This is a genomic window from Mumia sp. zg.B17 (genome assembly GCF_019550915.1).
Taxonomy (GTDB): Bacteria; Actinomycetota; Actinomycetes; order Propionibacteriales; family Nocardioidaceae; genus Mumia.
The window spans coordinates 442,041-467,868 of sequence record NZ_JAHWCI010000008.1 but is presented as its reverse complement, the minus strand read 5'-3'; the positions used below and the strand labels follow the sequence as shown (position 1 = coordinate 467,868).

Sequence of the window (25,828 nt, the reverse complement as noted above, 5' to 3'; positions counted from 1 at the left end):
CGTGGAGGTCTCGCCGTCACCTGCCGGGCGGCGCCTCGGCGGCGTCCAGACGTCGGCGGGCCAGAGCACGGGCTGCGGCACCGGCCGTCGTCCTCTCCGCGCTCGCCGTCGCGAAGATGTCGCGGACGCGGTCCTCCAGCGCGGCGACCCTCACCCGGACCTGGTCGGGCGTGCTGCCGTCGCGCTCGCCGCCGACCTGGACGAGGCCTCCTGCGTTCGCGACGTAGTCCGGCACCCAGACCGTCCCACGCTCGACGAGCATCTCCTCGACGTCCGGAGTCGAGAGCTGATTGTTGGCGGCGCCGCAGACGAGACCGGCGCGCACCGTCCCGACCGAGGCCGGCGTGAGCGTGCCGCCGAGGGCGCACGGGGCATAGACGTCCACCTCGGCGTCGACCACCGAGTCCACGAGCTCCAGCCCGAGATGGGTCTCCCCGGCCCGGCGACGTGCGCCGGCGTCGGGCTCGGCGAGCACCACACGCGCTCCCTGGTCGCGCAGCAGTCCGATCAGCCGGAGACCGACCTTGCCCGCCCCCTCGACGCCGACGGTCAGAGCGCCGAGGTCGGCGCTCCCGAACGTGTGCGCGGCGGCCGCGCGCATCGCGGAGAACACGCCCAACGCCGTCGCGAACCCGCTGTCACCCGAGCCGCCCGCCGCGACCGTGCGACCGACGACGTACGGGGTCTCCTCGCCGACCACGTCGAGGTCCTCCGCCGTGACACCCACGTCACCCGCGGTGATGTATCGGCCCCCCAGCGACCCGACGAACCGACCGTACGCGCGGAGCAGCGCCCGCGACCTGAGTGTCGCCGGGTCCCCGACGATCACGGCCTTGCCGCCGCCGAGGTCGAGCCCCGCGGCCGCTGCCTTGTACGTCATGCCCTCCGAGAGACGGAGCACATCGGTGAGGGCATCGCTCCCGGACGCGTACGGGTAGAACCGCGTGCCGCCGAGTGCCGGACCGAGCCGGGTGTCGTGCACGGCGATGATCGCGCTCAGCCCGGTGGCCTCGTCGTGGTGGAAGTGGACGCGCTCGTGGGAGTCGATCGTCAGCCCCTCGAGTCCGTCGAAGATGCCGTCGACGGTGTCGCGTGCGGTGGTGGTCATGCGCGTCCTTCCGAGTCCGAGGGGCGCGGTCGGCGCCAGGGGTCGGCACCCATGCTCGGAGCGCCCACGGATGTGGTCAACATCACGTGCTCGAACTCAGTGTCCTGATCACTTCGTGCCGAGAAACGCTGGCTCTGCTGCGCAGTCTGCTCATCAGCTGCCGTGCGAGCGGTATGCCGGGGCGCGGGTGGTCCCAGGGCGAGGAGCCGACTCCAGCAGCGGCTGGACGCGACGCGGGATCAGCACCGACAGCACGACGATGCTCGTGGACCGGACGATGCTCGGCGACTGGTCGAGCCGAAGCAGGGTGCCCTGGAGCTCTTCGTGCGAGGCCGTTGCGACCAGGCACAGGACGTCGAACGACCCCGTCGTCACGACGGCCTCCACCACCTGCGGGATCGCGTCGAGCGCCTCCCGGACCTCGTCCAGGGCGCCCTGCGCGATCTCGAGCGTGACGTAGGCCTGGACGGGGAAGCCGGCCGCCCGCAGGTCGACGTCAGGGCCGTACCCGGTGATCACGCCTGCCTCCTCCAGCCGCCGCAGACGGGCCTGGACGGTGCCGCGGGCGACGGAGGTGGTGCGCGAGAGCTCCAGCACCCCCGCGCGGGGGTGGTCGTGCATCACCGCGATCAGGGCGAGGTCAAGCTGGTCGAGCATCACGACGCCACTCTCGTACGAAGTAGACGATCCGTCCAGTCAAACCTGCCTTCCGGTGGGCGATCTGCACGTTGCGGCCAGGTGAGGAGGTGCCGGTTGCACAGTCGATCGTCCGCGCGATGTGATCTGGGACACGAGGCTCGACCCGCTCGCTCGCGCAACAAACCGGAGGACACGATGACCATCGAGCACACGCTGACCAGCGAGGAGGCTCTCGCCGGACTCGACGTCGACCAGCTCAAGAAGCTCGTCGGACTGGTGGAGTACGACGAGGCCAACGACCCCTTCCCGGTCACCGGCTGGGACGCCGTGGTGTGGGTGGTCGGCAACGCGACGCAGGCCGCGCACTACTACCAGTCGGCGTACGGCATGGAGCTCGTCGCCTACTCCGGCCCGGAGACCGGCAACCGTGACCACTGCGCGTACGTCCTGCGCAGCGGCGGCGTGCGCTTCGTCCTCAAGGGCGCCGTCGCACCGGACAGTCCTCTGATCGCCCACCACGCGGCGCACGGAGACGGCATCGTCGACATCGCGCTCGAGGTGCCCGACGTCGACCGCTGCATCGCCCACGCGCGTGAGCAGGGCGCGACGGTGCTCGAGGAGCCGCACGACGTCACCGACGAGCACGGCACCATCCGCACCGGGGCCATCGCCACCTACGGCGAGACCCGGCACACCCTCGTCGACCGGTCGGCGTACTCCGGTCCGTACCTGCCCGGCTTCGTCGAGCGCACCAGCGCGTACGAGAAGCGGGCGGGAGCGCCGAAGCGCATCTTCCAGGCGCTCGACCACGTCGTCGGCAACGTCGAGCTCGGCCGCATGGACGCCTGGGTGGACTTCTACCACCGCGTGATGGGGTTCACGAACATGGCCGAGTTCATCGGCGACGACATCGCGACCGACTACTCGGCGCTGATGAGCAAGGTCGTGGCCAGCGGCAACCACCGGGTCAAGTTCCCCCTCAACGAGCCGGCGGCGGGCAAGAAGAAGTCACAGATCGACGAGTACCTCGAGTTCTACGGCGGCCCGGGCGCCCAGCACCTCGCCCTGGCGACCAACGACATCGTCAACGCCGTCGACGTCCTGCGTTCGGAGGGGGTGGAGTTCCTCGCGACGCCCGACTCCTACTACACCGACCCCGAGCTGCGGGCGAGGATCGGCGAGGTCCGGGTGCCGATCGAGGAGCTCCAGGCCCGAGGGATCCTCGTCGACCGCGACGAGGACGGCTATCTCCTCCAGATCTTCACCAAGCCGGTCGGTGACCGGCCGACCGTCTTCTTCGAGCTGATCGAGCGCCACGGCTCGCTCGGCTTCGGCAAGGGCAACTTCAAGGCGCTCTTCGAGGCGATCGAGCGCGAGCAGGAGCGGCGCGGCAACTTCTGATCAGTGCGGAGGGGCCGGCCGTACGGGCCGGCCCTTGCGCGACTCCCGGCCGAACGTGGTTAAGTTAGGAAAGGCTTACAGAAGCCAAGGGGGAAGCGTGTTCGCGAACTATCTCATCGGCCTGCGCGAGGGGCTCGAGGCGGCGCTGGTCATCAGCATCCTCGTCGCCTACCTCGTGAAGACCGAGCGACGCCACCTCCTGCCGCAGATCTGGGCAGGAGTGGCACTCGCCGTCGGGATCAGCGCGGCCTTCGGTGCCCTGCTGACCTTCGGTCCGCGCGGCCTGACGTTCGAGGCGCAGGAGGCGATCGGCGGCACGCTGAGCATCATCGCCGTGGCATTCGTGACCTGGATGGTCTTCTGGATGGCGGGCGCGGCCCGCACGATCAGCGGCGAGCTCCGCGGCAAGATCGACGTCGCCGCCGACGCCGGACGCTGGTCCCTGGTGGTCGTCGCCCTCCTCGCCGTCGGCCGCGAGGGACTCGAGACGGCGCTGTTCCTCTGGGCAGCGACCCAGACCGCCACCGCCGACGGCCAGACCGCGACGTGGGAGCCGCTGCTCGGCGCCGCCCTCGGGCTCGCGACCGCCGTCGTGCTCGGCTACCTCTTCTACCGGGGCGCGATCCGGATCAACCTCTCGCGTTTCTTCCTCTGGACCGGAGCGTTCCTCGTCGTCGTGGCCGCGGGAGTGCTCTCGTACGGGGTGCACGACCTCCAGGAGGCGGGGATCCTCCCGGGGCTGGGCAACGTGCTCTTCGACGTCTCCGACGTCATCGACCCGGCCACCTGGTACGCCACCCTTCTCAAGGGTGTCTTCAACTTCTCGCCCGCCACCACCGTCCTCGAGGGCCTCGCCTGGCTGCTGTACCTCGTCCCGACGATGACCCTCTTCCTCCTCACGATGCGACGCCGCGACCGGTCCGACCGACCGGTCGAGCAGCGCGTCTCCGCCTGACCGACCGCCACACCGCATCACCCCACGAAGGATCCGCTCACATGCGTCGTACCTCCCTCCCCGCCGTCGTCGGGCTCGTCACCCTGTCGGTCGGCGTCCTCGCCGGGTGCACCGACAACCGACCCGCCGACGCAGGTGACGCCCGCAGCCTCGACGTGGTCTCGACCGCCGACGGCTGTGAGCTGTCGGCCACCAAGGCTCCCGCGGGCAACCTGAGGTTCAGCGTCCGCAACGACGGCTCGGAGGTCACCGAGTTCTACCTGCTGGCCTCCGACGGCCTGCGGATCGTCGCCGAGATCGAGAACATCGGCCCGGGCCTGACTCGTGACCTCGTGGTGACGGCGCCCGAGGGCGACTACGTGACCGCCTGCAAGCCGGGCATGAAGGGGGAGGGCATCCGCGACGACTTCGCGGTGACTCCCTCCGACGAGGACGTCACGGCCAGCGGGGACGACAAGGTGCTGGTCGACCAGGCCAACAAGAACTACGCCGCGTACGTGCAGGACCAGAGCGCCCAGCTGCTCGACCAGACGACGCGGTTCGTCGCGCTCTACACGGCCGGCAAGGACGACGAGGCCCGCGAGCTCTATCCGGTCGCGCGCCAGCACTGGGAGCGCATCGAGACGGTGGCCGAGTCGTTCGGTGACCTCGATCCCAAGATGGACGCGCGCGAGGCCGACCTCGAGCCGGGCCAGCGCTGGACCGGGTGGCACCTGATCGAGAAGGACCTCTGGCCGCAGCGGGCCAAGGGCTACGAGCCGCTGACCCGCGCGGAGCGGTCGACGTACGCCGACGACCTGCTGGCCAACACCCAGACCCTCGACGACCGGGTCCAGGACCTCACGTACTCCGTCGACCAGATCGCGAACGGCTCCCGTGGCCTGCTCGACGAGGTCGCCACAGGCAAGGTGACCGGCGAGGAGGAGTACTGGTCGCGGACCGACCTCTGGGACTTCCAGGCCAACGTCGACGGCGCGCGCGTCGCGTTCGAGGGCGTGCAGCCGATCGTCGAGAAGAACGACGAGGTGCTCGCCACGCAGATCGCAGAGCGCTTCGACGCGCTCCAGGCGCTCCTCGACGAGCACAAGGACGGTGACGGCTTCGTCGCCTACGACCAGTTGACGACCGAGCAGGTCAAGGCGCTGTCCGACGCCGTCAACGCGCTGAGCGAGCCGCTGTCCCGGCTCGCCGCCGCGACGGTCTGAGACAGGGGCATCAGGCATCGGAGGTGAGGACATGGGCGAGGAGCGACGAGGGATCAGCAGGCGCGGCCTGATCGGCGGTGGGGCCGCTCTCGGGGTCGGCGCGGCTGCGGTCGGGTTCGGTGCGGGGCGGGCGACGGCCGTCGAGACCGAGCGCGCCGGTGCCGCGGCGGCGTACTCCCTCTACGGCGCGCACCAGCCGGGCATCGTCACGCCCGTGCAGGATCGCCTCCACTTCGCGACGTTCGACGTCACCACCGACTCGCGCGCGGCACTGGTCGACATGCTGCGCGCGTGGACCGACGCCGCCGCCCGCATGATGCATGGTGACGGCGCAGGACCCTCCGGGCCGACGTCCGGAGACTACGACGCCCCGCCGGACGACACCGGCGAGGCGATCGACCTTCCTCCGTCGCGGCTCACGCTGACGTTCGGCTTCGGGGCCTCGCTCTTCGACGACCGGTTCGGCCTGTCCGGCAGGCGGCCGGCCGCGCTCGATCCCCTTCCGCACTTCCCCGGTGACAACCTGCGCCCCGAGCGCAGCGAGGGTGACCTCTGCGTGCAGGCGTGCGCCGACGACCCGCAGGTCGCCGTGCACGCGATCCGCAACCTTGCCCGGATCGGCTTCGGCACCGTCGGCATGCGGTGGTCACAGCTCGGGTTCGGCAAGACGTCGACCACGATCCGAGACGAGGCGACGCCTCGCAACCTGTTCGGCTTCAAGGACGGGACGATGAACGTCAAGTCCGACGACCGTGACGCTCTGGCCGACCACGTGTGGGTCGGCGAGGACGCCGACCAGCCGTGGATGGCCGGGGGCAGCTACCTGGTCGCGCGGCGCATCACGATGACGATCGAGACCTGGGACCGGCAGTCGCTGCGTGAGCAGGAGCGCGTGGTCGGCCGGACCAAGTCTGAGGGGGCGCCGCTGTCCGGCGGCGTCGAGCGCGACCAGCCCGACTTCGAGCGGGCCGGCCGCGAGGGGAAGCCCTTGGTCGACCCCGCCGCCCACGTCCGCATCGCGCACCCCGACCACAACGGCGGCGTGCAGATGCTGCGCCGTGGCTACAACCTCGTCGACGGCAGCTCCGACATCGGCCGGATGGATGCCGGTCTCTTCTTCCTCGCCTACGTCGTCGACCCCACGACGCACTTCGTGCCGGTGCAGATGCGGCTGTCCACCCTCGACGACATGCAGGAATACGTCCAGCACACCGGCTCCGGGCTGTTCGCAATCCCTCCGGGTGTCCGGCGCGGCGAGTACGTCGGGCAGGGCCTCTTCTCCGCCTGAGCCTGCGCGACGCCGGTCGGAGTGGCACGTTGGTGACCATGGCAAAAGAGACCCGTCCGATCGGGATCGACGTCGGCGGCAGCGGCATCAAGGGCGCGCCGGTCGACCTGAAGAAGGGCGAGTTCGCCGCTGAGCGGCTCCGGATCGAGACCCCGAAGGAGTCGACACCGGACGCGGTCGTCGACGTCATCGCCGAGATCGTCGACCACTTCGGCGACCATGACCGCAAGGCCCCGGTCGGCGTCGCGTTGCCGGCCGTCGTGACACGCGGCCTGGTCCGTACGGCCGCCAACATCGACCGCAGCTGGATCGGCACCGACGCCGTCCGCCTGCTCACCGAGCGACTCGGGCGGCAGGTGGTCGTCCTGAACGACGCCGACGCCGCCGGGATCGGCGAGCGTGAGTACGGCGCGGGGCGCGACACGTCCGGTCTCGTCATCATGACCACCCTCGGCACCGGCATCGGGACGGCGATCCTCAACGAGGGACACCTCGTCCCCAACAGCGAGCTCGGCCACCTGCGCATCGACGGCGAGGACGCCGAGAAGTCCACCTCGTCTGCCGCGCGTGAGAACGAGGACCTCTCGTGGGAGGAGTGGGCCGAGCGTCTCCAGCGCTACTACGCCCGGCTCGAGGACCTGCTCTGGCCCGACCTGTTCATCGTCGGGGGAGGAGTCGCGAAGCACGCCGACAAGTTCCTCCCCCTCCTGCACCTGCGCGCGCCCATCGTCGCCGCGCGGCTCGGCAACTCCGCCGGCATCATCGGCGCTGCTCTGAGGGCGTCACGAGCGCAGGACTGAGGTGTATCAGGCGGTCGTCTCGGGCTCGTAGGTGAAGAACGAGATCCGACCGTCGATCTCGAGGACGGCGATCTCCACGTCGGACAGGCGACGTACGCCCTGCTCGCGGGCGGAGGTGATGAGGTCCTCCAGCGCGAGCCGCTGGTCCCGCAGCACCTTCATGCGTGGCTCCCCGTCGCGCATCACCACGACCGGCGAGCCCTTGATGAAGCGCAGCCGGTCAGGGAAGCGCCACGCCAGCCACGACAGCGACACGGTCAGGAGCGTGAAGGTGCCGACGGCCAGCACGGCGCCGGTGATCGAGCTGTCCTGCTGCGTGACGGCGCCCTGGACGAGGTCGCCCATCACGATGAACAGGATCAGCTCGAACGTGCTGAGCTCCCCCAGGGTCGAGCGTCCGACGGCTCGGGTGATGAGCCACAGGAAGGCGAAGATGATGATGGCGCGGACGACGATCTCCATCGCCGGCCTCCGTTCTGCGGTAGTCGAGTCGTCCTGCTCCAGGTCAGGGCAGGAGCGTCGTCTGGATGGTGGTCTCGGCGAGCCGGGTGCTGCCGTCGGCGACGAAGACCGTCGCCTGCTTGCCCTCCTGGCTCGACGGCTGGACGTAGATGTCGAAGTCGAGCCGGACCGTGGTCGCCCCGGGCTCAGCGGCGATCGTGAGATAGAGGTACGTGCCGTCGGTGCTGCTGTCGGTCGGCTCCGGGAAGATGCCCTGGGTCTCGAAGATCTCGAGGTACTCCTGGGAGATCCCCACCACGACCTCCTCACCGACGCCGTCGGGGTTCGACACGGTGATCGAGAGCGGGGTGTCGAGTCCGGCGCGCGCGAGTCGCGGATAGTTCACCGAGAGCGTGAATCCACCGTCCTCGGCGGTCGCGGTGAGGTTGCGGACGCCGAGCAGACCCGCCGCTCCCGCGACGACGAAGAGGAACAGGGCGATGAGGACGACCCGCGTCGTCCACCGGGCCGTGCCGGTCGTCGTGTCCTCGGGCACGTCCTCGTACGTCGTCGTCACGGGGTCATCCTGCCCTGCTCAGCGGTCGCTGACCGACCCTGTCGGGCACCTCGCACTAACGTGGGTGACATGGACTTCCGTTACCTCGGCAACAGCGGCCTCAAGATCAGCGAGATCGCGTACGGCAACTGGCTCACCCACGGCTCCCAGGTGGAGGCCGACGTCGCGCAGGCATGCGTGCGCCAGGCCCTCGACGAGGGCATCACGACCTTCGACACCGCCGACGTCTACGCCAACACCGTCGCGGAGGAGGTGCTCGGCGACGCGCTCAAGGGCGAGCGGCGCGAGTCGCTGGAGATCTTCACGAAGGTCTACTGGCCGACCGGTCCGCGGGGGCACAACGACTCGGGCTTGTCCCGCAAGCACATCCGCGAGTCGATCGACGCGTCGCTGCGCCGTCTGCAGACCGACTACGTCGACCTCTACCAGGCGCACCGCTACGACGTGGAGACGCCGCTCGAGGAGACGATGCAGGCCTTCGCCGACGTCGTACGCTCCGGCAAGGCGCTCTACATCGGTGTCTCCGAGTGGACGGCCGACCAGATCCGCGCCGGGCACGCGCTCGCGCAGGACCTCGGCGTCCAGCTGATCTCGAGCCAGCCGCAGTACTCGATGCTGTGGCGGGTCATCGAGGGCGAGGTCGTGCCGACGAGCGAGGAGCTCGGGATCAGCCAGATCGTGTGGTCCCCCATCGCGCAGGGCGTGCTCACCGGCAAGTACAAGCCCGGTCAGCCGGCGCCCGAGGGCTCGCGCGCCACCGACACCAAGGGCGGGGCCGACATGGTCGCTCGCTTCCTCCAGGACGATGTGCTCGAGCGCGTCGCGCGGCTCGAGCCGATCGCCGACGACCTCGGGCTGTCGATGGCGCAGCTCGCGGTCGCGTGGGTCCTGCAGAACCCGAACGTCGCCGCGGCGATCATCGGCGCCTCGCGACCGGAGCAGGTCACCGACAACGTCAAGGCGAGCGGTGTGCGCCTCGATGCCGAGGTGCTCAAGACGATCGACGAGGTCCTCGGTGACGTCGTCGTGCGCGATCCGGCGATGACCGCACGCAACGCGCCTGACACGCGCCCGAGCTGACGGAGAGGGACACGATGAGCACGTTGGGGGAGACAGGGCCGAACCGCCGTCTCATGCAGCTGTCGGAGAGCGAGTGCTGGGAGCTCGTCGGCACCCAGGAGGTCGGCCGGATCGGGTTCGTGGCCGAGGGGTCGCCGCAGATCTTCCCGGTGAACTTCATGGTCCACGAGCACCGGATCCTGTTCCGCACCACGCCGTACGGCGCGGTCGCCCAGGCCGTCACCGACACGCCGATCGCCTTCGAGGTCGACACGATCGACGGCGCCAACCAGACCGGGTGGTCGGTCCTGCTCACCGGCATCGGTCAGCACGAGACCGACCCCAAGGTCCTCAACGACCTGTGGGGGCCGAACCGTGCGACGCCGTGGGCGGACGGTGCCCGGGTGCTCTGGATCTCGCTCACGCCCACCGCGGTCAGCGGGCGTCGGATCGCCTGGAGCTGACCCTCACGAGACACGGTGCGGCCCACCCGGCATGATCGCGCCATGAACCCGACGGTGAGCCCAGACGAGCTCGCGGACATGCTCGAGCAGGTGCGCCAGCTCGTCCGCCGAGACGTCGTGCCGCGCGAGCGAGAGATCGCCGACGCGGACGCGATCCCCGCCGACCTGCTCGCCAAGGCGAAGGCGATGGGCCTGTTCGGGTACGCCATCGACCAGGAGTGGGGCGGGCTCGGGCTCGACCTCGTCCAGGAGGTCGAGCTGGCGATGGAGCTGGGATACACGTCGCTCGCGTTCCGGTCGATGTTCGGCACCAACAACGGCATCGCCGGGCAGGTGCTGGTGAACTTCGGCACCGACGTCCAGAAGGCGACCTGGCTCGAACGGATCGCCAGCGGTGACGTCGTGGCGTCGTTCGCCCTCACCGAGTCGGGTGCGGGGTCCAACCCCGCGGGGCTGCGCACCAGGGCGGTGCGCGTCGACGACGGGTGGTCGATCACCGGGGAGAAGCGGTTCATCACCAACGCTCCGCTCGCCGCCCTCTTCATGGTGTTCGCCCGCGTCGACGCGGAGGAGGGCGACCAGATCGCGGTCTTCCTCGTGCCGGGCGGCACGGCGGGGGTCACCGTCGGACCGCACGACCGCAAGATGGGCCAGGAAGGCGCCTGGACGGCCGACGTGCACCTCGACGACGTCCGCGTCCCGGACGACGCGCTGGTCGGCGGCGCGGTCGACGTCGGCTACCGCGCCGCGATGACGTCGCTGGCCAAAGGCCGCGTCCACATCGCCGCGCTCGCGGTGGGCCAGGCGCAGCGGGCCCTCGACGAGTCGGTCGCGTACGCAGCGACGGCCACCCAGGGAGGCACGCCCATCGGTGACTTCCAGCTCGTCCAGGCGATGCTGGCCGACCAGCAGGTCGGTGTCCTCGCCGGCCGTAGCCTCGTCCGTGACACCGCCCGCCGCTTCGTCAGCGGAGAGGACCGCCGGATCGGCCCGTCCGCGGCGAAGCTGTACTGCACGGAGATGGCCGGCCGCGTCGCCGACCTCGCGGTCCAGGTCCACGGCGGCTCCGGCTACATGAGGGACTCGACCGTCGAGCGCATCTATCGCGACGTCCGACTCCTCCGCCTCTATGAAGGCACGAGCGAGATCCAGCGCCTGATCATCGGCTCGAACCTCCTGCGGGAGCATCGACGCAACGCCTGATCAGGTCAGCCGGACGACGACGTCGGCCCGTGCTCGCGTGGCCTCGACCAGCCGCGCGTTGGCCTGGTCGCTGCGCGCCACCCACGCCTCGGCCGCGGCCGGCGACTTCCCGAAGGCGACGTGCCGCGCCACGAGCCGGCGTACGCGGAGCTCCTCGTCCTCGGCGAGGAACCACACCTCGTCGAGCAGCGCTCTCACCGCCTGCCAGCCGGGCTCCTCGAGCAGGAGGTAGTTGCCCTCGGTGAGCACGAGCTGGGCGGCACGCGGAACCGCGATCGCCCCGGCCACGGGCTGCTCCAGCTCGCGCTCGAACGCCGGGCCGTAGACGACCTCCTCCTCGCGGCGGGCGATCCGGCGGAGCGTGGCGGCGTACCCGCCGACGTCGAAGGTCGTGGGCGCCCCCTTCACGTCGCGCAGCCCCAGCCGGTCCAGAGTGACGTCGGCCAGGTGGAACCCGTCCATCGGGAGGTGCGCGACGTCCAGATCGGTCGCCCTCACAAGGAGCTCCCCGACGAGCCACGACTTGCCCACCCCCGGTGCGCCGGTGATCCCGAGGAGGCGTCCACCGTCTCGTACGAGTCGGTGAGCGCGGTCGGCAGCCCGGTCGAGGTCGTCCACGACGATCGTCACGCACACCAGTGTGTCGTGCACGAGCCGTGCGGGCAGGCGGTCGGACCCTCTACGCTCGTGCTCTGGCCACCCGACGGAGGACGCGATGAACATCATCACGCGAGGGTTCCGCGGCCGGCGCGGTGACGACGACGTCACCCTTCCCCCGGGGCAGTACCTCGAGCGTGGCTTCCCGGTGCTGTCGGCCGGACCCACCCCGCAGGTCGCCCCGGGGGCCTGGTCCTTCACGATCACCACCGAGGGCGGCGAGAAGCACCACTGGAGCTGGATGGAGCTGCAGGCGCTCCCGCGCGAGGACATCACCGTCGACATCCACTGCGTCACCAAGTGGAGCAAGCTCGGCACCCGGTGGACGGGAGTCAGCCTCGACGTCCTGCTGTCGTTCATCGACACCGGCGCTTCGTACGCGATGGCGCACTCGTACGGCGGCTACACCACCAACCTCCCGCTCGCGGACCTGCGCGACGGACAGGCGTGGGTCGCGTACGGCTACGACGGGCAGCCGCTCCGTCCCGAGCACGGCGGACCGGCACGGCTCCTCGTGCCCCACCTCTACTTCTGGAAGTCCGCAAAGTGGGTCACCGGGCTCGAGCTGATGACCACGGACCGGCAAGGGTTCTGGGAACGCGCGGGCTACCACGACTACGGCGACCCCTGGCGCGAGCAGCGCTACGCGGGCGACTGAGGCCCCGGCACGTGACCGGGATGCCGTGGAGGCGAGCCGTGGTGCTCGCCCGTCGCACCGAGACGGCGACTGCCGTGACGCTTCTCCTGCACGTCGAGGGGCAGCCGGCGGCGACCGCCGGGCAGCGGGTGGAGATCCGCCTCACCGCCGAGGACGGATACACCGCCGACCGCGAATACTCGCTCGCGCGGGCAGGAGAGCCGGACCGGGCCGAGATCACGGTCCAGGCGATCGACGGCGGCGAGGTGTCGCCCTTCCTGGTCGACGAGCTCGAGATCGGCTCCGAGCTGCAGGTGCGCGGACCGATCGGCGGATGGTTCGTGTGGCGGCCGGACCAGACCGAGCCCGTGCTCCTGGTCGCCGGCGGCTCGGGCATCGTCCCGCTCATGGCGATGGTTCGTGCGCGCAGGGAGGCCGGCAGCAAGGCCCCCTTCCGGCTCGTCTACTCCGTACGCTCGCGCGAGGAGATGTTCTACCGCTCGGAGCTGCGCATGCCCGACCCGGGTGTCGACGTCACCGAGGTCTACACCCGAGAGGCGCCCGAGGGGTCTCGCCGTCCGGCCGGACGGCTCACCGTCGCCGACGTGAACACGGGCGGGTGGCCGCCCGACTTCGCGCCGACCGCCTACATCTGCGGGCCGACGGGCTTCGTCGAGAGTGCCGCGGACATGCTTCTCGCTCTCGGTCACGACGCGCGCCGGATCCGCACCGAGCGCTTCGGCCCGACGAGCTGACCGCACGACGGATGCGGACCATCGTCCCGGACGCCATGATGGCCGGGATCACCACCACCAGAGGGGGCGCCTGATGACGGGCAGCAGCAGCGACGTGGAGATTCACATCGGCGAGGGTCTCGCGGGGACGCAGACCGTGGAGGTGGCGGTCTCGGAGAAGGGGACCGCTGAGCTCCTCGCGGCCCTCGACGAGCACGACATCGGCCACGACGTGCTCGACAAGCGCGTCGAGTCCCTCCCTGGGGGCACCGTCCTCGCCGTCGGCTCGTTCCACCTCGGGCAGGGCGGTGCCGGGCTCGGAGACGCGCTCGCCGACTGCGCCCGACGCCTCGAGCCGGTGGTCCCCGTGGTCACGATCGGAGGGACCCCGTACGAGGTGGCCGAGTCCGGAGCCGTCGCCTCGGCGCTCGTCGCACTCCGTGCCGCCCAGGACGAGCGGGACGCCGCCGCCGCCGAGGCCCGGTCGGAGTGGGAGCGTGACTACGAGCAGGAGCAGGGGGCGGAGGACTCCGAAGAGCCCAAGGGCTGACGGCCTCAGGCGGCGCGGAACCACTTGGCGAGCTTGTCGAGCTCGCCCTCGGAGCTGGGGCGGTCGGACTCGCCGGACTCGTCAGCGTCCGCGGGCTCGTCCGCTGCGGGATCTTCGACCACCGGCCGCTCGACCGTGGGCTCCTCGGCCGCGGGCTCCTCAGCCTCAGGGCCGGCCTCGGCCTCAGGGCCGGCCTCGGCCTCAGGACCAGCCTCATCCTCAGGACCAGCCTCATCCTCAGGGCCAGCCTCGGCCACCGGCTCCTCCGGTGTGGCTTCGGCCTCCGCGGTCGGCATCCACCCCGCCGGCACCGGCAGATACGGCCGAGGCACTCCGGGGTCGTTGAGCAGCGACGTCAGCCGGTCCAGCTCGCGGGCGAGCTGGATCTCCGGGGCGACCTCCTCCTCGACGACGAGGTACTTCGCGATGCTCTCCTCGCGTGCGATCGCGGCGGCGCTGCGGGTCGGCTCGGCGGCCGAGCTCTCGACCGAGGCCGGGCGAGGCGTGGGGAAGACGAGGCCGGTGCTGTCCAGTCGGGCCGCGTGGACCGTACGGACGACGAGGACCGCCGTGAGCGCCAGCGTCGCGGTGACCCACCCGGCCACCAGCTGATCGACCGGGGCGTCGGGCGCGAGGGGGAGCAGGAGGTTGAAGGGGACGAGTGCAGCGCTGAGGGCCACCAGGAACAGGGTCCCGAGCGGGCGCCACCATCGGCTCTCCCAGCCGAACAGCACGCGTTCACGCTCTTCGACCGAGCCGCGATAGTCGGGGAGGTCCGTCGGCAGCCCGTTGAGCCATCGGCGCTGGGCCCGGACGGTCCGGCGCCAGTCGCGCCGTACGAGCACGTCGGCGACCAGGCCACCGGTCATCACGGACAGCAGCACGACCAGGACCGGCACCACGAGAGCGTCCGGCAACCCCGTGACGCAGAGCAGCAGCGTCAGTGCGGCAGCGGCCGTCGTCGTGACCAGCCCGATCCACATCCGCCGCGGTGTTCGAGTACGTCCCGAGTCCATGCTCTCCTCCCTTGACGCCCCTCCGGGGATACGTAATCAGTCCAACAGGACAACGTGGTCTCGACCACTCCAAGTTCCTCGTACGCGGTGAGACGTGTCACCCGACTGCTCGGCGCGCCGGCGGCCGCACTGTCTAGGATGGGCAGGTGATCGACATCGAGGACGAGGTGACGGCGCGCGACGGTGCCGTGGACGCCACCGGGACAGCGAGCCCTCTGGCGTGGCTGATGGCGATCGGCGGCGTGATCGGACTGGTCGCCTCGGCGATGCTCACCTACGACAAGATCAAGCTCCTCGAGACCCCTGGCGCCAGCCTCGCCTGCTCGATCAACCCCTGGGTCGACTGCGGCGGCGTCGTCTCGAGCTGGCAGGCCTCACTCTTCGGCTTCCCCAACACGTTCCTGGGCCTCGCCGGCTTCTCCGTGGTGACCACGCTCGGCGTGCTGCTGCTCTCGGGCACGCGGCTGCCTGAGTGGTTCTGGGTGGGGCTCCAGGTCGGCGCGGTCCTCGCGGTCGCCCTGATCACCTTCCTGCAGTACACGAGCATCTACAACCTCGTGAAGCTGTGCCCCTACTGCATGGTGGTGTGGACGGTGACGATCCCGCTGTTCGTGGCCGTGACCGCGCGCAACCTGCGATCCTGGGCCCCGACGTCGGCGGTGACCCGCTTCGTCTCCAACTGGACGCTGCTGATCGTCCTCCTCTGGTACGTCGCCGTCGTCTCGGCGATCTGGTTCCAGTTCGGGCCTGAGCGCCTCTTCGCCTCCTGAGGGGACGGGCCTGCGGGAGGACAGATGTCATCCCCGACTGCCCACTTTTCGCTCTGGGAGCCGCCCCACGTCGCTCCGTAGCGTCGTCCGTACGGCCCAGGTCGGGCCCTGGACGGAGGAGCGACATGACAGAGCAGCTGAGCCGGGACGGTACGTCGGAGACCGCGGACCGGCGGGGCACCTTCCTCGACGACCTGGCAGCGGCGGTGGTGAGCGCTGCAGCCGCTGCGTTCGTCTGGTTGCTGTGGAGCCAGGTCATCGGCGTGGAGCTCGAGGTGAAGGGGTTCGGCGGCGGCGTCCAGGAGGTGGGCGTGGTGTCGGTCGTGCTCAGCACGGTCGCCTTCGTCCTGGTCGGTGCGGCGTTGTTGAGATGGATGCAGCGGCGCTCGGAGGCGGGGCTGCGGTGGTGGACCTGGATCGCGACGGCTTTCGCGGTCGTCTCGCTGATGTCGCCGACCTCGGCGCTGTCGGCGCGTGCGGTGGTCGCGCTGGTGAGCATTCACGTGGTCGTCGCGGCGGTGGCCATCCTGTGGTTGCGGCATGTTCACCGGCCCGTCGACGGTCCACGCGAGCGCGTCGCCGCACGCGGACGAGCAGTAGGTTGAACCTCATGGCCGAGACGTGGGGCTGCCAGGCGCGACGGTACGCCGCTGTCCTCGTCTGGGTCCCGTTGCTCGCGGGTGTCCCGTTGTTCGCCCTGCACGGCGGGTCGGCGCAGGTCCTCGGTCAGATCGCGATCCTGTCAACGGTGGCGGCAGCCTCGGTCGCCACCGTGCTGACCGGACGCGTCGCGGCACTGGTCGTCCTCGGTGTGGCGACGGTCGTCGCGTCCACGCAGGGCGAAGGCTGGATGACTCCGTGGACCCTGCTCGCGATCACCGCGCCCGTCGTCTTGAGGGGGTGGCCGTTGGCGGTGACCGTCGTCGCCGCGGCTGCCGGTTCGGCGACGGCGATGTGGAGGGTCGACGACGTCGGCGAAACGTTCTGGATCGGCGTCGCGGGGGTGCTGCTCGCTGGCGGAGCGACGACGGCCTACCTTCGGCTGCTCGAGGCGAACGCGGCGTTGCGGTGCACGCGCGCCGAGCTCGCCCGGGTGGCCGTGGCGGAGGAGCGTGAGCGGTTCTCACGCGACCTCCACGACCTCCTGGGACACACCCTGAGCGTGATGGTGGTCAAGGCGCAGGCGGTACGGAGGCTCGCGGAGCGCGACCCGGCGGCTGCGGCCGTGCACGCCGCCGACATCGAGCGGATCGGCCGCGACGCGCTCGTCGACGTACGGCGCGCGGTGGACGCGATGCGGGCGCCGCGGCTGTCGGAGGAGCTCGAGGGCGCACGTCACGCCTTGTACGCGGCGGGGATCCGGAGCGAGGTGGTTCCCTTCGGTGGTGAGCTCCCCGAACCGGTCGACGAGACGCTCGCCTGGGTGGTGCGCGAGGGCGCGACGAACGTCATCCGGCACTCTGGCGCGACGCAGGCGACGTTTGCGCTGACCGGCGTCGACGGAGAGGTGGAGCTGACCGTCGCCGACGACGGGGTCGGGGGGCCTCTCGAGGTGAGCAGACGTGACGGTGGGCTCGAAGGGCTTCGTCGGCGGGTCGCGGCGGTGGGGGGTTTGCTGACGTACGAGCCGGCGGACGAGGGTTTCCGTCTGGTCGCGCGGGTGCCGGTGACGTGATCCGGCTCCTTCTCGCCGAGGACCAGGCGATGATGCGGGGCGCGCTCGCGGTGCTCCTCGACCTCGAGGACGACCTCGAGGTGGTCGCCCAGGTCGACGACGGCGACGACATCGTGCCGACTGCTCTCCGCGAGCGGCCGGACGTGGCACTCCTCGACATCGAGCTGCCGCACGTGAGCGGTCTGGAGGCGGCAGAGCAGCTCGCGACCGTGCTTCCGGAGTGCCGTGTCGTCATCGTCACCACCTTCGCGCGCACCGGGTACCTCCAGCGGGCGATGGCCGCCGGCGCTCGGGGCTATCTGGTCAAGGACGCGCCCGTGGAGGGCCTCGCCGATGCCATCCGGCGGGTCGCCGCCGGCGGCACCGTCGTCGACCCCGAGCTCGCCGGTGCGGCGCTGCGGGCACCCGCGAACCCGTTGACGCCGCGCGAGAAGGAGGTCCTCGCGGCAGCCGAGGACGGCTCGTCGATCGTCGACATCGCCGGCCGCGTCCACCTCTCGCCGGCCACCGTCCGCAACTACCTCTCGGTCGCGATCAGCAAGACCGGCACCCGCAACAAGACCGAGGCGGCGCTGCTGGCCCGCGACAACGGCTGGCTGTGACCCGTCCTCACCAGCCCCGGGCGATCCGGTCACGGAGCCACCCGTACGAGGCCTTCGGGGTGCGCCGGCCTGTCGAGAAGTCGACGTAGGTGAGCCCGAACCGTTGGGTGTAGCCCTCGGCCCACTCGAAGTTGTCGAGCAGCGACCACACGAGGTAGCCGCGGACGTCGACGCCGGCCGCGCGCGCCTCGCCGACCGCACCGATGTGGGCGTCGAGGAAGGCGATGCGGTCGGAGTCGTCGACCGTCCCGTCGGGCGAGAGCTCGTCGGGGTACGAGCAGCCGTTCTCGGTGACCACGATCGGCGGGAGCCCGGCCCCGTAGGTGTCGCGCAACCCGACCAGGAGCTCGGTGAGCCCGTCGGGGACGACCGGCCAGCCGAAGCCGGTCTGCGCCGGACCCTCGATCGGCACAAGCTCGAACGGGAGCGGACTGCCCGGACCGGGCGCCTTCACCTGCGTGGGGTTGTAGTAGTTGACGCCCAGCAGGTCCAGTGGCTGCCCGATCACCGACAGATCGCCGTCTCGCACCACCGCGCCGGCACCGGCCACGGCGGCACCGAGCTCGTCGGGGTAGGCGCCACGGAGCACGCTGTCGAGGAACATCCTGTTGTGGAAGGCGTCGTACGCGCGCGCCGCGGCGGTGTCCGTCGCCGAGGTCGACGCCGCGCGTACGGGTGTCAGGTTGTTGACGAGCATCACCGGCGCGTCACCCGGCCCTGCTCGTAGCGCCTGCGTCGCGAGCCCGTGCGCGAGCAGCTGGTGGTGCCCCGCCGCGAAGGCGTCGAGGAGCAGAGTCTCTCCCGGTGCGTGGGTGCCGAAGGCGTATCCCAACGCCATGTGCACGAACGGCTCGTTGAGGGTGCCCCAGGCCGCGACCCGGTCGCCGAGCGCCTCGGCGACCACCGAGGCGTACTCGGCGAACCTCTCGGCGGTCTCGCGCGCCATCCAGCCACCGGCGTCCTGCAGGGCTTGGGGAAGGTCCCAGTGGAAGAGGGTCGGGACCGGCGCGATCCCCCGCTCCAGGAGGCCATCGAGGAGTCGGTCGTAATAGCCGATCCCTGCCTGGTTCACGGGTCCCTGGCCGCGGGGCTGCACCCGTGGCCAGGCGAGGGAGAACCGGTACGCGTTCGCGCCGAGATCGGCCAGGAGGTCGAGGTCCTCGGGCCACCGGTGGTAGGAGTCGCACGCGACCGCACCGGACGAGCCGTCGGTGACCCGGCCGGGCTCGGCGCAGAAGGTGTCCCAGATGCTCGGGCCACGTCCGTCCTCGTCGGCGGCGCCCTCGATCTGGTACGCCGCGGTCGCCGCGCCCCACCAGAACGACGAGTGACTCGCGACCCTGGTCACGCCAGCTGCCATGGGCACATACTGTGCGCGTGTCCAAGATCACGCAAGCGCCGTCGGCCGCGCTGCGTCGCGCACGGTTGGCGACGTCGGTCGGGTTCTTCCTCCAGGCCGCGATCCTGGTCACCATCTTGTCGCGGCTGCCGACGTTCGAGGACGAGCGGGGCGTGACCGAGGCCGACGTCACGATCATGCTGCTCCTCACGTCGGTCATCGCGGGGGCGGGCTCCTTGCTCGCCGAGCGGATCGCGGTGCGGCACTCGAGCGCGCTGGCTCTCCGGCTGGCCCTGCTGATCATCAGCGCGATGGTCGTCGTGGTCGGCCTGGTGGAGTCGCTGCCGGGCATGTACGTCGCCTTCGCCGTCTACGGGATCGGCGTCGGGGCGGCCGACGCGGCGACGAACATGCAGGGCGTGACCGTCCAACGGCTCTACGGCCGCAGCATCATGACCCGGTTCCACGCCATGTGGAGCATCGGCGCGATCGTCGGCGCCTTGTACGCCGCCGGCAGCGCCGAGCTCGGGATCGGACTCATGCCCTCGCTCGTCGCGCTGGGACTGGTCGGGATCGTGGTCACCGTCGTCGTCTCGCCGTCCCTCGTGGGCCCGGGCGTCGAGCAGGAGGTCACCCACGACTCCGAGGGCTCCGCCGCGTCCCTTCACGTCCCGTGGCGGCCTCTGCTGGCCCTGGGACTCGTGGTGATCGTCTTCTATCTCGCCGACACGTCGGTGATGAGCTGGAGCTCGCTCTATCTGCACAAGGCGCTCGACTCGAGCGAGACCGTCGCCCCGCTCGGATATGCGGCCTACCAACTTGGTGCCGTGATCTCGCGGCTCGCCGGCGACCGGTTCGTCATCCGGCACGGCGCCGTGCCGGTCGTCCGCGCCGGCACCGTGGTGGGGCTGGTCGCGCTCTTCCTGGTCGTGGCCGCGCCGGTGCCGTGGATGGCGATCGCCGCCTTCGGCCTGATGGGGTTGGGGCTGCCGATCGTCATCCCGCTCGCGTTCGCTGCCGCGGGCAGCATCCCCGGCACCGATGCCGACGTTGCCATCGCGCGTCTCAACCTCTTCAACTACGTCGGCAACATCGTCGGCGCGGCGCTGATCGGCGCGTTGGCGACCGGTGGTCAGCTGCGGTGGATCTACGTCGTGCCGCTGGTCCTCGTCCCGCTGATCCTGCTCGTGGCGCGGACGTTCGCGCCCGAGCGCGAGATCGAGGCCGTCGCCCGAGCCCGCCCCTGACGCTCGGGGGTGCGCCGAGGCGGAGCCCAGCGGTTCCCGGCTACGCCGCCAGGCCCACGACCCGGTGACGCATGCGGGCACTCCTCGTTGAGCGCGATCACTCGCTTGGCCAGCCGGACTGGTTCGGCGAGCGGTGAGCGTCGCGAGTTCTTCACTGCGGGTGCGCCAGCGCGTCTCCGCAGGAGTTCGAGCGTCACGATATTAAGCCCGGAAACGACCGTTTCCGGACAGAAAGGGGATTCCCCGAGAATGGGGTGCCGTAAACCCCTCCCGGATCGAAACCAGTTATGGGTCCTCGGAGTTTCGGTCCTGATTTTCGGTGCGGCTGAGTTTCCGGCAACGCGACGCGAAGTGCTCCTGTCGGCTATGGCGCGACGGCGGGGGCGGGGGCGTCGATCGCGAGCTTCACGCCGATTGCACCGAGGAGCGTGCCAGTGACCCACTTCTGCCACCGCATCCAGGCCGGCTTGCGTTGTAGGAACGTGGCGACTGATCCGGCGGCGAGGATGATCGCGCCGTTCACGGCAACGCCGACGAGGATCTGGATCGCGCCGAGCTGAAATCCTTGGGCCACGATGCTGCCGGCTGCGGGGTCGATGAACTGCGGGATAAGCGCGAGGTAGAGGATCGCGACCTTCGGGTTGAGGAGGTTCGTCAGGAGCCCCATGCGAAAAAGCTTGCCGAACGAGTCCCGCGGAAGATCGTTGGTTTCGAACAGCGATTTCCCGCCCGGGCGGAGCGTCTTGTAGGCGAGCCAGAGAAGGTAGACGGCACCCGCGACCTTCAGGGCGATGAACAACCACGGGACGACGAGAAACACTGCCGCCAACCCGAGGTTTGCCATCGCCATGTACACGACGAACCCCACGGCCGTCCCGGACAGTGACATCATTCCGGCGCGCCATCCCTGACTGATGCTGCGGGAGACGAGATACATCATGTTCGGCCCCGGGGTGAGGGCGAGCCCGAGCTCGATGAGCGCGATACCGACGGCGGCGGACAGCGAGACCATGCAAGCTTCTTTCGTGAGGAGGGTTGCGGTGAGCATCCCCCTCGATGCCGAACTCCACCAAGTCTCCCACTCGCTGCCGGCGACAGCGCGCCCCCTTCTTGGGCGGGTGTGCCGGGGTTTGCCCCTCTTGTAGGAATCCACAACGGACCGAAACTGATCGTTTCTGAACGATGAGCGCCGGCCTCCTCGATGTCGACGACACGCTCGGGCAGGCGGTCCCAGAACGCTGGACCGAAACCAAACGACCCGAAACTTCCCGTAGACCGCTTTCGGGATGCCGCTGGTAGCAGCGGCCCAGTGAACTCTGGCGGTCTCTGGCAGCGGTCGGCAGAACGTGATGCCGTCCTCGTACCCGGGCCGCGCCCCTGCTGCCACGCCCGCGAGCTCCCGAAGGTGAATGACGCTGTCGCTCGTGGTCGCGGGTCACCAGTCGTCGCGCCACTCGATCGTGTCGAAATCAGCGTTGAGCCAGACAACTGGACAGGAGATGTCCTCAGATTTGGCGACCTGGACATCTCGCTGTTGGCGCTCAGCTGCGGGGATCTGGGACACCGGTAGCACCGTCGCGGCGACGTCGTCGCGTAGGTAGCTCGTCACGAGCAACGTGCCCTCGAGTTTGAATCCGAGATACTCGGGAGCGGTGGCGAGCACGGTGACGGTTGCCGTCTGGTTGGTGCGGGGTTTGAGCCATCTCGTCACGGTGAACGTCATCGGCGCGAGGTGGTCCTTGTTAGTAGCGCCCACCTCGGTCAGGACGCCCTCGAAGATGTATCGAGAGCACGCGATTTCTTCGACGCCGGAGAGCTGGACGTCGCGCGCGGTAGGCCCGTCATCGCTCGACGAGCAGCCCGTGCCAAGGAGTACGGCGGCCGAACACATCCAGACCAGGCTTGCTCGGCGCGCGATGGCCCCCGGGACCGCGACTCCGCTCACTGCCGGGAGCCCGACACCACGCGCAGGCGCCGCAGGGCCTCCGCGATCACCGGCTCCTGCTTGCAGAACGCCCAGCGTACGAGCGGTCGCCCGGCATCCTCGTCGTCGTAGAACACCTGCGTCGGGACGGCGACGACCCCCGCGATCTCCGGCAGCGCTCGGCAGAACTCGATGCCGTCCTCATAGCCGAGGGGTCGGATGTCGGTCGTCGCGAAGTAGGTGCCCTCGGGCACGTACGTGGTGAAGCCGACCTCGTCGAGGCCCGCGCAGAGCTGGTCGCGACGCGCCTGCAGCGTCGCGGCGAATCCCTCGAAGTACGCCGCGTCGTGCCCGAGCGCGTGAGCGATCGCCGGCTGGAGCGGAGCACCGGAGGTGTAGGTGAGGAACTGCTTGGCGCCCACGGCCGCGCGGACGAGCTCGGGCGGACCGCTCAGCCAGCCCACCTTCCAGCCGGTGAACGAGAACGACTTCCCGCCGCTGGAGATGGTGAGCGTCCTCTCCCGCATCCCGGGGAGGGTCGCGAGGGGCACGTGCGCATGGCCGTCGAAGACGAGGTGCTCGTACACCTCGTCGGTCACCACGACGAGGTCGTGCTCGACGGCCAGGTCGCGGATCGCCTCGCGCTCCTCGGGGTTCAGCACCATCCCGGTGGGGTTGTGCGGGCTGTTGATCAGCATCATCGTGGTCCTCGGTCCGACCGCCGCCCTCAGCGCGTCGAGGTCCAGGCGGAAGTCCGGCGCACGCAGCGTCACCGGCCTGCGCACGCCGCCGGCGAACTCGAGCACCGCCACGTAGGAGTCGTAGTACGGCTCCAGGACGACGACCTCGTCGCCGGGATCGACCAGACCGAGGATCGCCGCGGCGATCGCCTCCGTGGCGCCGGTGGTCGCGGCGACCTCGGTGTTCGGGTCGAGCTCGATCCCGTACCAGCGGTGCTGGTGGTCGGCGACCGCCTGCCGGAGCGCCGGGACGCCGATCCCGGGCGCGTACTGGTTCGCCCCTGACCGCATCGCCTCGACCGCCACGTCGATCACGTCCTGCGGGCCGTCGGTGTCGGGGAACCCCTGCCCGAGGTTCACCGCTCCGGTGCGTACGGCGAGCGCCGACATCTCGGCGAAGATCGTGGTCCCGAGGCCGGCGACGCGCATGCTGCTGGTCTTCATCGCCCTGACTCTAGGTGTCGACGGTGCCGTCGGTCTCCCGGTGCGAGACTGGACGGGTGTCAACCGCGACCGTGTCGCCACCGCGACGCCCGAGCCGGCGCCGTACGCCGCTGGGGCGGGCGCTGACCGCGTTGGGGGTCGTGCTGGTGCTCGTCGGCGTCGGCATGCTGGGCTACGTCGGATGGCAGTACTTCGGGACCAACATCGTCTCCAAGCAGCAGCAGGCCGAGATCCGCGACGACCTCGTCAAGTCGTGGGCGTCTCCGGACGCCGAGGAGGCGGACATCCCGGGGCGCGCGATCGGCCTCCTGCGGGTCCCGCGCTTCGGCGACGACGAGGTGCCCATCGTGAGGGGCGTGGACGACCGCTCGCTGGCTCGGGGCGTCGGATGGTTCCCCGACTCGGCGCGCCCGGGAGAGATCGGCAACGTCGCGATCGCCGGGCACCGGGTCACCCACGGTGAGCCGTTCCGCGACTTCCTCGAGCTGAGGAAGGGCGACAAGGTCGAGATCGAGACGCGGACGCACATCTTCACCTACCGGCTGCGCGACGACGGGACCGACCGCGAGCTCGACTTCTCGGAGAGCTGGGTTCTCGACCCGGTGCCCGAACGTCCGGGTTCGAAGCCGACCGAGCGGCTCCTCACGATGGTGACCTGCTCCGAGCTGTTCCACACCGACAAGCGGTCGGTCGTCTTCGGGGAGCTGGTCTCGTCGGTGGAGAAGCAGCCCGCCGATACGCTGACGCCATGAGCGATCGCGACGCCCTCATCGACCAGATCAAGGACAAGTCCGTCATCCACGGCACGGTGACACTGTCCTCCGGCAAGGAGGCCGACTACTACGTCGACCTCCGGCGGGTCACCCTCGACCACGAGGCGGCGCCGCTGGTGGGGCGCGTCATGCTCGACCTCCTCGACGACCTCGACTACGACGCCGTCGGGGGGCTGACGATGGGGGCCGACCCGGTGGCGGCGGCGATGCTGCACCAGGCCGCCGCGCAGGGCCGGGCCCTCGACGCGTTCGTCGTGCGAAAGGCCGAGAAGGCGCACGGCCTCCAGCGGCGGATCGAGGGGCCGGACGTCGCCGGGCGTCGCGTGGTGGCGGTCGAGGACACCTCGACCACCGGTGGCTCGGTTCTCACAGCGGTCCAGGCCCTGCGGGAGGCCGGTGCTGAGGTGGTTGCCGTCGCGGTCATCGTCGACCGGGAGACCGACGCCGCCGACCGGGTCCGCGGCGAAGGGCTCGACTACCGCTTCGCGGTGTCCAAGAGCGACCTGGGCCTGTAGGCCTCCCGGGCCGCGACGGCGACGTCCGGCTGGTCGGCGAACACGCCGTCGACGCCCAGGTCGAAGAGCGCGGCCAGCTCCGCGCCCACGTCGCCGCCCTCCTGCTCGAGATCGCTGCTGCGCAGGTCGCACGCGAGGAACGCGTTCTCCTGCCGCACCGTCCACGCGTACACCTGCAGCCCGGCCGCGTGCGCCTGCGCCGTCAGCGTGCTCGGGACGCCCCGCGACCCGTCGGCGGAGCGGGGCAAGAGCAGGTCCTTCGGGACTCCGAGGACCTGCGCGTACTCGGCGACGGTGCCGAGGCCTTCAGGGGTGACCATGTCGGCGTACGTCAGCGGGTCGCCGGCCTGGCCGCGGTCGTACGGTGCCCCGTTGGGCAGGACCAGCTGGAGCAGGCGGAGCTGTGACCCGGCGGCGAGAGCCTTCAGGTTGGACACCTCGAGCGACTGGACCAGCAGCCCTGACGGCGGGTCGTCGAGGCCGCGCTCCCTCAGCGTCCGGAGCAACGGCTCCTCGAGCGGCAGACCGCGATCGCGGAAGTACGTCGAGCTCTTGAGCTCGGGGTAGACATCGACGCGTCGCCCGTACTGGGTGGCGGCGACTTCCGCGAGGTCGAGGATCTCGTCGAGGGTCGGCACCTCGTACCAGCCGTCGTAGGCGGTGCAGCCCGGGCGCAGGTGCGAGATCCGCTCCTTGGCCCGCAGCGTCTTGAGCTCGTCGAGGGTGAAGTCCTCCGTGAACCACCCGGTCACCCGGCGGGCGTCGACCACCTTCGTCGTCCTGCGCGCCGCGAACTCCGGATGCTCCGACACGTCGGTGGTGCCGCCGATCTCGTTCTCGTGCCGAGCGACGAGGACACCGTCGGACGTGCTGACGAGGTCGGGCTCGATGGCGTCGGCGCCGAGCCCCACGGCCAGCCGGTAGGCGGCGAGGGTGTGCTCCGGCCGATATCCGCAGGCACCGCGGTGTGCGATGACGATCGGCGTGGGTACGTCGGGCATCCCGGCCGATCGTAGGCGGTCGGGTCAAGCCTCGCAGGAGAGCCGCGCCGTACGACGTCGGCGG

Annotated in this window: 29 protein-coding genes; 18 read left to right on the top strand and 11 right to left on the bottom strand. The window is 70.4% G+C overall.

Features of this window, described 5'->3' with window-relative positions; genetic code table 11:
- Positions 1-16: 16 nt before the first annotated feature.
- Together KV097_RS15595 and KV097_RS15590 are read right to left on the bottom strand one after the other, a co-directional pair.
- Positions 17-1,108, bottom strand: a complete 1,092-nt coding sequence (locus tag KV097_RS15595; RefSeq protein ID WP_220343188.1) for a Glu/Leu/Phe/Val dehydrogenase — start codon at positions 1,106-1,108, stop codon at positions 17-19.
- 153 nt (positions 1,109-1,261) lie between these two features.
- A complete protein-coding gene (locus KV097_RS15590) occupies positions 1,262-1,765 on the bottom strand; it encodes an Lrp/AsnC family transcriptional regulator (RefSeq protein WP_255559667.1) in 504 nt (167 codons plus the stop codon).
- 177 nt (positions 1,766-1,942) lie between these two features.
- Between KV097_RS15590 and hppD the strand changes: the two genes are divergently transcribed.
- The 5 genes from hppD to ppgK all read left to right on the top strand — a co-directional run bounded on the left by hppD (position 1,943) and on the right by ppgK (position 7,396).
- On the top strand, positions 1,943-3,148 hold the full coding sequence (hppD, locus tag KV097_RS15585) for a 4-hydroxyphenylpyruvate dioxygenase (RefSeq protein WP_220343190.1): 1,206 nt from the start codon (positions 1,943-1,945) through the stop codon (positions 3,146-3,148).
- 97 nt (positions 3,149-3,245) lie between these two features.
- Positions 3,246-4,103 (top strand): iron uptake transporter permease EfeU, encoded by an 858-nt coding sequence (gene efeU / locus KV097_RS15580; protein ID WP_220366374.1) that lies wholly within the window; start codon positions 3,246-3,248, stop codon positions 4,101-4,103.
- 41 nt (positions 4,104-4,144) lie between these two features.
- Positions 4,145-5,308: an iron uptake system protein EfeO gene (gene efeO / locus KV097_RS15575; protein WP_220366373.1), complete on the top strand. Its 1,164-nt coding sequence runs from the start codon at positions 4,145-4,147 to the stop codon at positions 5,306-5,308.
- Positions 5,309-5,339: 31 nt separating this feature from the next.
- Positions 5,340-6,596, top strand: a complete 1,257-nt coding sequence (gene efeB, locus KV097_RS15570; RefSeq protein ID WP_220366372.1) for an iron uptake transporter deferrochelatase/peroxidase subunit — start codon at positions 5,340-5,342, stop codon at positions 6,594-6,596.
- Between the two features lie 38 nt (positions 6,597-6,634).
- Complete coding sequence (gene ppgK, locus KV097_RS15565; RefSeq protein WP_220366371.1) at positions 6,635-7,396, top strand: polyphosphate--glucose phosphotransferase; 762 nt, start codon at positions 6,635-6,637, stop codon at positions 7,394-7,396.
- 6 nt (positions 7,397-7,402) lie between these two features.
- On the opposite strand, the gene KV097_RS15560 is transcribed toward ppgK, so the two are convergent.
- Both KV097_RS15560 and KV097_RS15555 read right to left on the bottom strand, forming a co-directional pair.
- The gene (locus KV097_RS15560) at positions 7,403-7,858 is read right to left on the bottom strand and encodes a DUF421 domain-containing protein (protein WP_220343195.1); all 456 of its coding nucleotides are present in this window, start codon (positions 7,856-7,858) and stop codon (positions 7,403-7,405) included.
- Positions 7,859-7,901: 43 nt separating this feature from the next.
- The gene (locus KV097_RS15555) at positions 7,902-8,414 is read right to left on the bottom strand and encodes a hypothetical protein (protein ID WP_220366370.1); all 513 of its coding nucleotides are present in this window, start codon (positions 8,412-8,414) and stop codon (positions 7,902-7,904) included.
- A gap of 69 nt (positions 8,415-8,483) precedes the next feature.
- On the opposite strand from KV097_RS15555, the gene KV097_RS15550 reads away from it, so the two are divergent.
- From KV097_RS15550 to KV097_RS15540, 3 genes are read left to right on the top strand one after another with little or no spacing between them, the layout of a single operon-like run.
- Entirely contained in the window at positions 8,484-9,494 is a 1,011-nt protein-coding gene (locus tag KV097_RS15550) for an aldo/keto reductase family protein (protein WP_220343197.1), read from the top strand.
- A 14-nt stretch (positions 9,495-9,508) separates the two neighbouring features.
- A complete protein-coding gene (locus KV097_RS15545) occupies positions 9,509-9,937 on the top strand; it encodes a pyridoxamine 5'-phosphate oxidase family protein (RefSeq protein WP_220345932.1) in 429 nt (142 codons plus the stop codon).
- 42 nt (positions 9,938-9,979) lie between these two features.
- Positions 9,980-11,140, top strand: coding sequence for an acyl-CoA dehydrogenase family protein (locus KV097_RS15540; RefSeq protein ID WP_220366369.1), 1,161 nt, complete (start codon positions 9,980-9,982; stop codon positions 11,138-11,140).
- Here the strand turns inward: KV097_RS15540 and KV097_RS15535 are convergent, their stop codons facing one another.
- Entirely contained in the window at positions 11,141-11,770 is a 630-nt protein-coding gene (locus KV097_RS15535) for a nucleoside/nucleotide kinase family protein (RefSeq protein WP_308289456.1), read from the bottom strand.
- A gap of 85 nt (positions 11,771-11,855) precedes the next feature.
- Here KV097_RS15535 and KV097_RS15530 point away from each other — a divergent pair, with 85 nt between their 5' ends.
- The 3 genes from KV097_RS15530 (at position 11,856) to KV097_RS15520 (ending at position 13,718) form a co-directional block, all read left to right on the top strand.
- Entirely contained in the window at positions 11,856-12,455 is a 600-nt protein-coding gene (locus tag KV097_RS15530; RefSeq protein WP_220366368.1) for a sulfite oxidase-like oxidoreductase, read from the top strand.
- Positions 12,456-12,475: 20 nt separating this feature from the next.
- On the top strand, positions 12,476-13,189 hold the full coding sequence (locus tag KV097_RS15525; RefSeq protein WP_220366562.1) for a ferredoxin reductase: 714 nt from the start codon (positions 12,476-12,478) through the stop codon (positions 13,187-13,189).
- Positions 13,190-13,262: 73 nt separating this feature from the next.
- The gene (locus KV097_RS15520; protein WP_220343201.1) at positions 13,263-13,718 is read left to right on the top strand and encodes a hypothetical protein; all 456 of its coding nucleotides are present in this window, start codon (positions 13,263-13,265) and stop codon (positions 13,716-13,718) included.
- Between the two features lie 5 nt (positions 13,719-13,723).
- On the opposite strand, the gene KV097_RS15515 is transcribed toward KV097_RS15520, so the two are convergent.
- Positions 13,724-14,734: a hypothetical protein gene (locus KV097_RS15515; protein WP_220366367.1), complete on the bottom strand. Its 1,011-nt coding sequence runs from the start codon at positions 14,732-14,734 to the stop codon at positions 13,724-13,726.
- A 146-nt stretch (positions 14,735-14,880) separates the two neighbouring features.
- Here KV097_RS15515 and KV097_RS15510 point away from each other — a divergent pair, with 146 nt between their 5' ends.
- The 4 genes from KV097_RS15510 (at position 14,881) to KV097_RS15495 (ending at position 17,781) form a co-directional block, all read left to right on the top strand.
- Entirely contained in the window at positions 14,881-15,504 is a 624-nt protein-coding gene (locus KV097_RS15510; protein WP_220343203.1) for a vitamin K epoxide reductase family protein, read from the top strand.
- 125 nt (positions 15,505-15,629) lie between these two features.
- Positions 15,630-16,109 carry a DUF6069 family protein gene (locus KV097_RS15505; protein ID WP_220343204.1) on the top strand — a complete coding sequence of 160 codons (480 nt, stop codon included), beginning with the start codon at positions 15,630-15,632 and terminating at the stop codon, positions 16,107-16,109.
- A gap of 5 nt (positions 16,110-16,114) precedes the next feature.
- Entirely contained in the window at positions 16,115-17,179 is a 1,065-nt protein-coding gene (locus KV097_RS15500) for a sensor histidine kinase (RefSeq protein ID WP_220343205.1), read from the top strand.
- Entirely contained in the window at positions 17,176-17,781 is a 606-nt protein-coding gene (locus tag KV097_RS15495; protein WP_220343206.1) for a response regulator transcription factor, read from the top strand. Before KV097_RS15500 ends, KV097_RS15495 begins: the two co-directional genes overlap by 4 nt.
- 7 nt (positions 17,782-17,788) lie before the next feature.
- Here KV097_RS15495 and KV097_RS15490 read toward each other — a convergent pair whose 3' ends face one another.
- Complete coding sequence (locus KV097_RS15490; RefSeq protein WP_220366366.1) at positions 17,789-19,141, bottom strand: GH1 family beta-glucosidase; 1,353 nt, start codon at positions 19,139-19,141, stop codon at positions 17,789-17,791.
- An 11-nt stretch (positions 19,142-19,152) separates the two neighbouring features.
- Here KV097_RS15490 and KV097_RS15485 point away from each other — a divergent pair, with 11 nt between their 5' ends.
- The gene (locus KV097_RS15485; protein WP_374106994.1) at positions 19,153-20,367 is read left to right on the top strand and encodes an MFS transporter; all 1,215 of its coding nucleotides are present in this window, start codon (positions 19,153-19,155) and stop codon (positions 20,365-20,367) included.
- Positions 20,368-20,731: 364 nt separating this feature from the next.
- Here the strand turns inward: KV097_RS15485 and KV097_RS15480 are convergent, their stop codons facing one another.
- From KV097_RS15480 to KV097_RS15470, 3 genes are all read right to left on the bottom strand, one after another.
- Positions 20,732-21,379, bottom strand: a complete 648-nt coding sequence (locus KV097_RS15480) for a LysE family translocator (protein ID WP_220343209.1) — start codon at positions 21,377-21,379, stop codon at positions 20,732-20,734.
- Positions 21,380-21,802: 423 nt separating this feature from the next.
- On the bottom strand, positions 21,803-22,312 hold the full coding sequence (locus KV097_RS15475; RefSeq protein ID WP_220366364.1) for a hypothetical protein: 510 nt from the start codon (positions 22,310-22,312) through the stop codon (positions 21,803-21,805).
- On the bottom strand, positions 22,309-23,475 hold the full coding sequence (locus tag KV097_RS15470; protein ID WP_220343211.1) for a pyridoxal phosphate-dependent aminotransferase: 1,167 nt from the start codon (positions 23,473-23,475) through the stop codon (positions 22,309-22,311). The genes KV097_RS15475 and KV097_RS15470 overlap by 4 nt, the downstream gene beginning before the upstream one ends.
- A 56-nt stretch (positions 23,476-23,531) precedes the next feature.
- Between KV097_RS15470 and KV097_RS15465 the strand changes: the two genes are divergently transcribed.
- On the top strand, positions 23,532-24,227 hold the full coding sequence (locus KV097_RS15465) for a class E sortase (RefSeq protein ID WP_308289454.1): 696 nt from the start codon (positions 23,532-23,534) through the stop codon (positions 24,225-24,227).
- Complete coding sequence (gene pyrE / locus KV097_RS15460; RefSeq protein ID WP_220343212.1) at positions 24,224-24,763, top strand: orotate phosphoribosyltransferase; 540 nt, start codon at positions 24,224-24,226, stop codon at positions 24,761-24,763. Before KV097_RS15465 ends, pyrE begins: the two co-directional genes overlap by 4 nt.
- Here the strand turns inward: pyrE and KV097_RS15455 are convergent.
- A complete protein-coding gene (locus KV097_RS15455; RefSeq protein WP_220366363.1) occupies positions 24,724-25,764 on the bottom strand; it encodes a glycerophosphodiester phosphodiesterase in 1,041 nt (346 codons plus the stop codon). The genes pyrE and KV097_RS15455 overlap by 40 nt on opposite strands.
- Positions 25,765-25,828 lie beyond the last annotated feature (64 nt).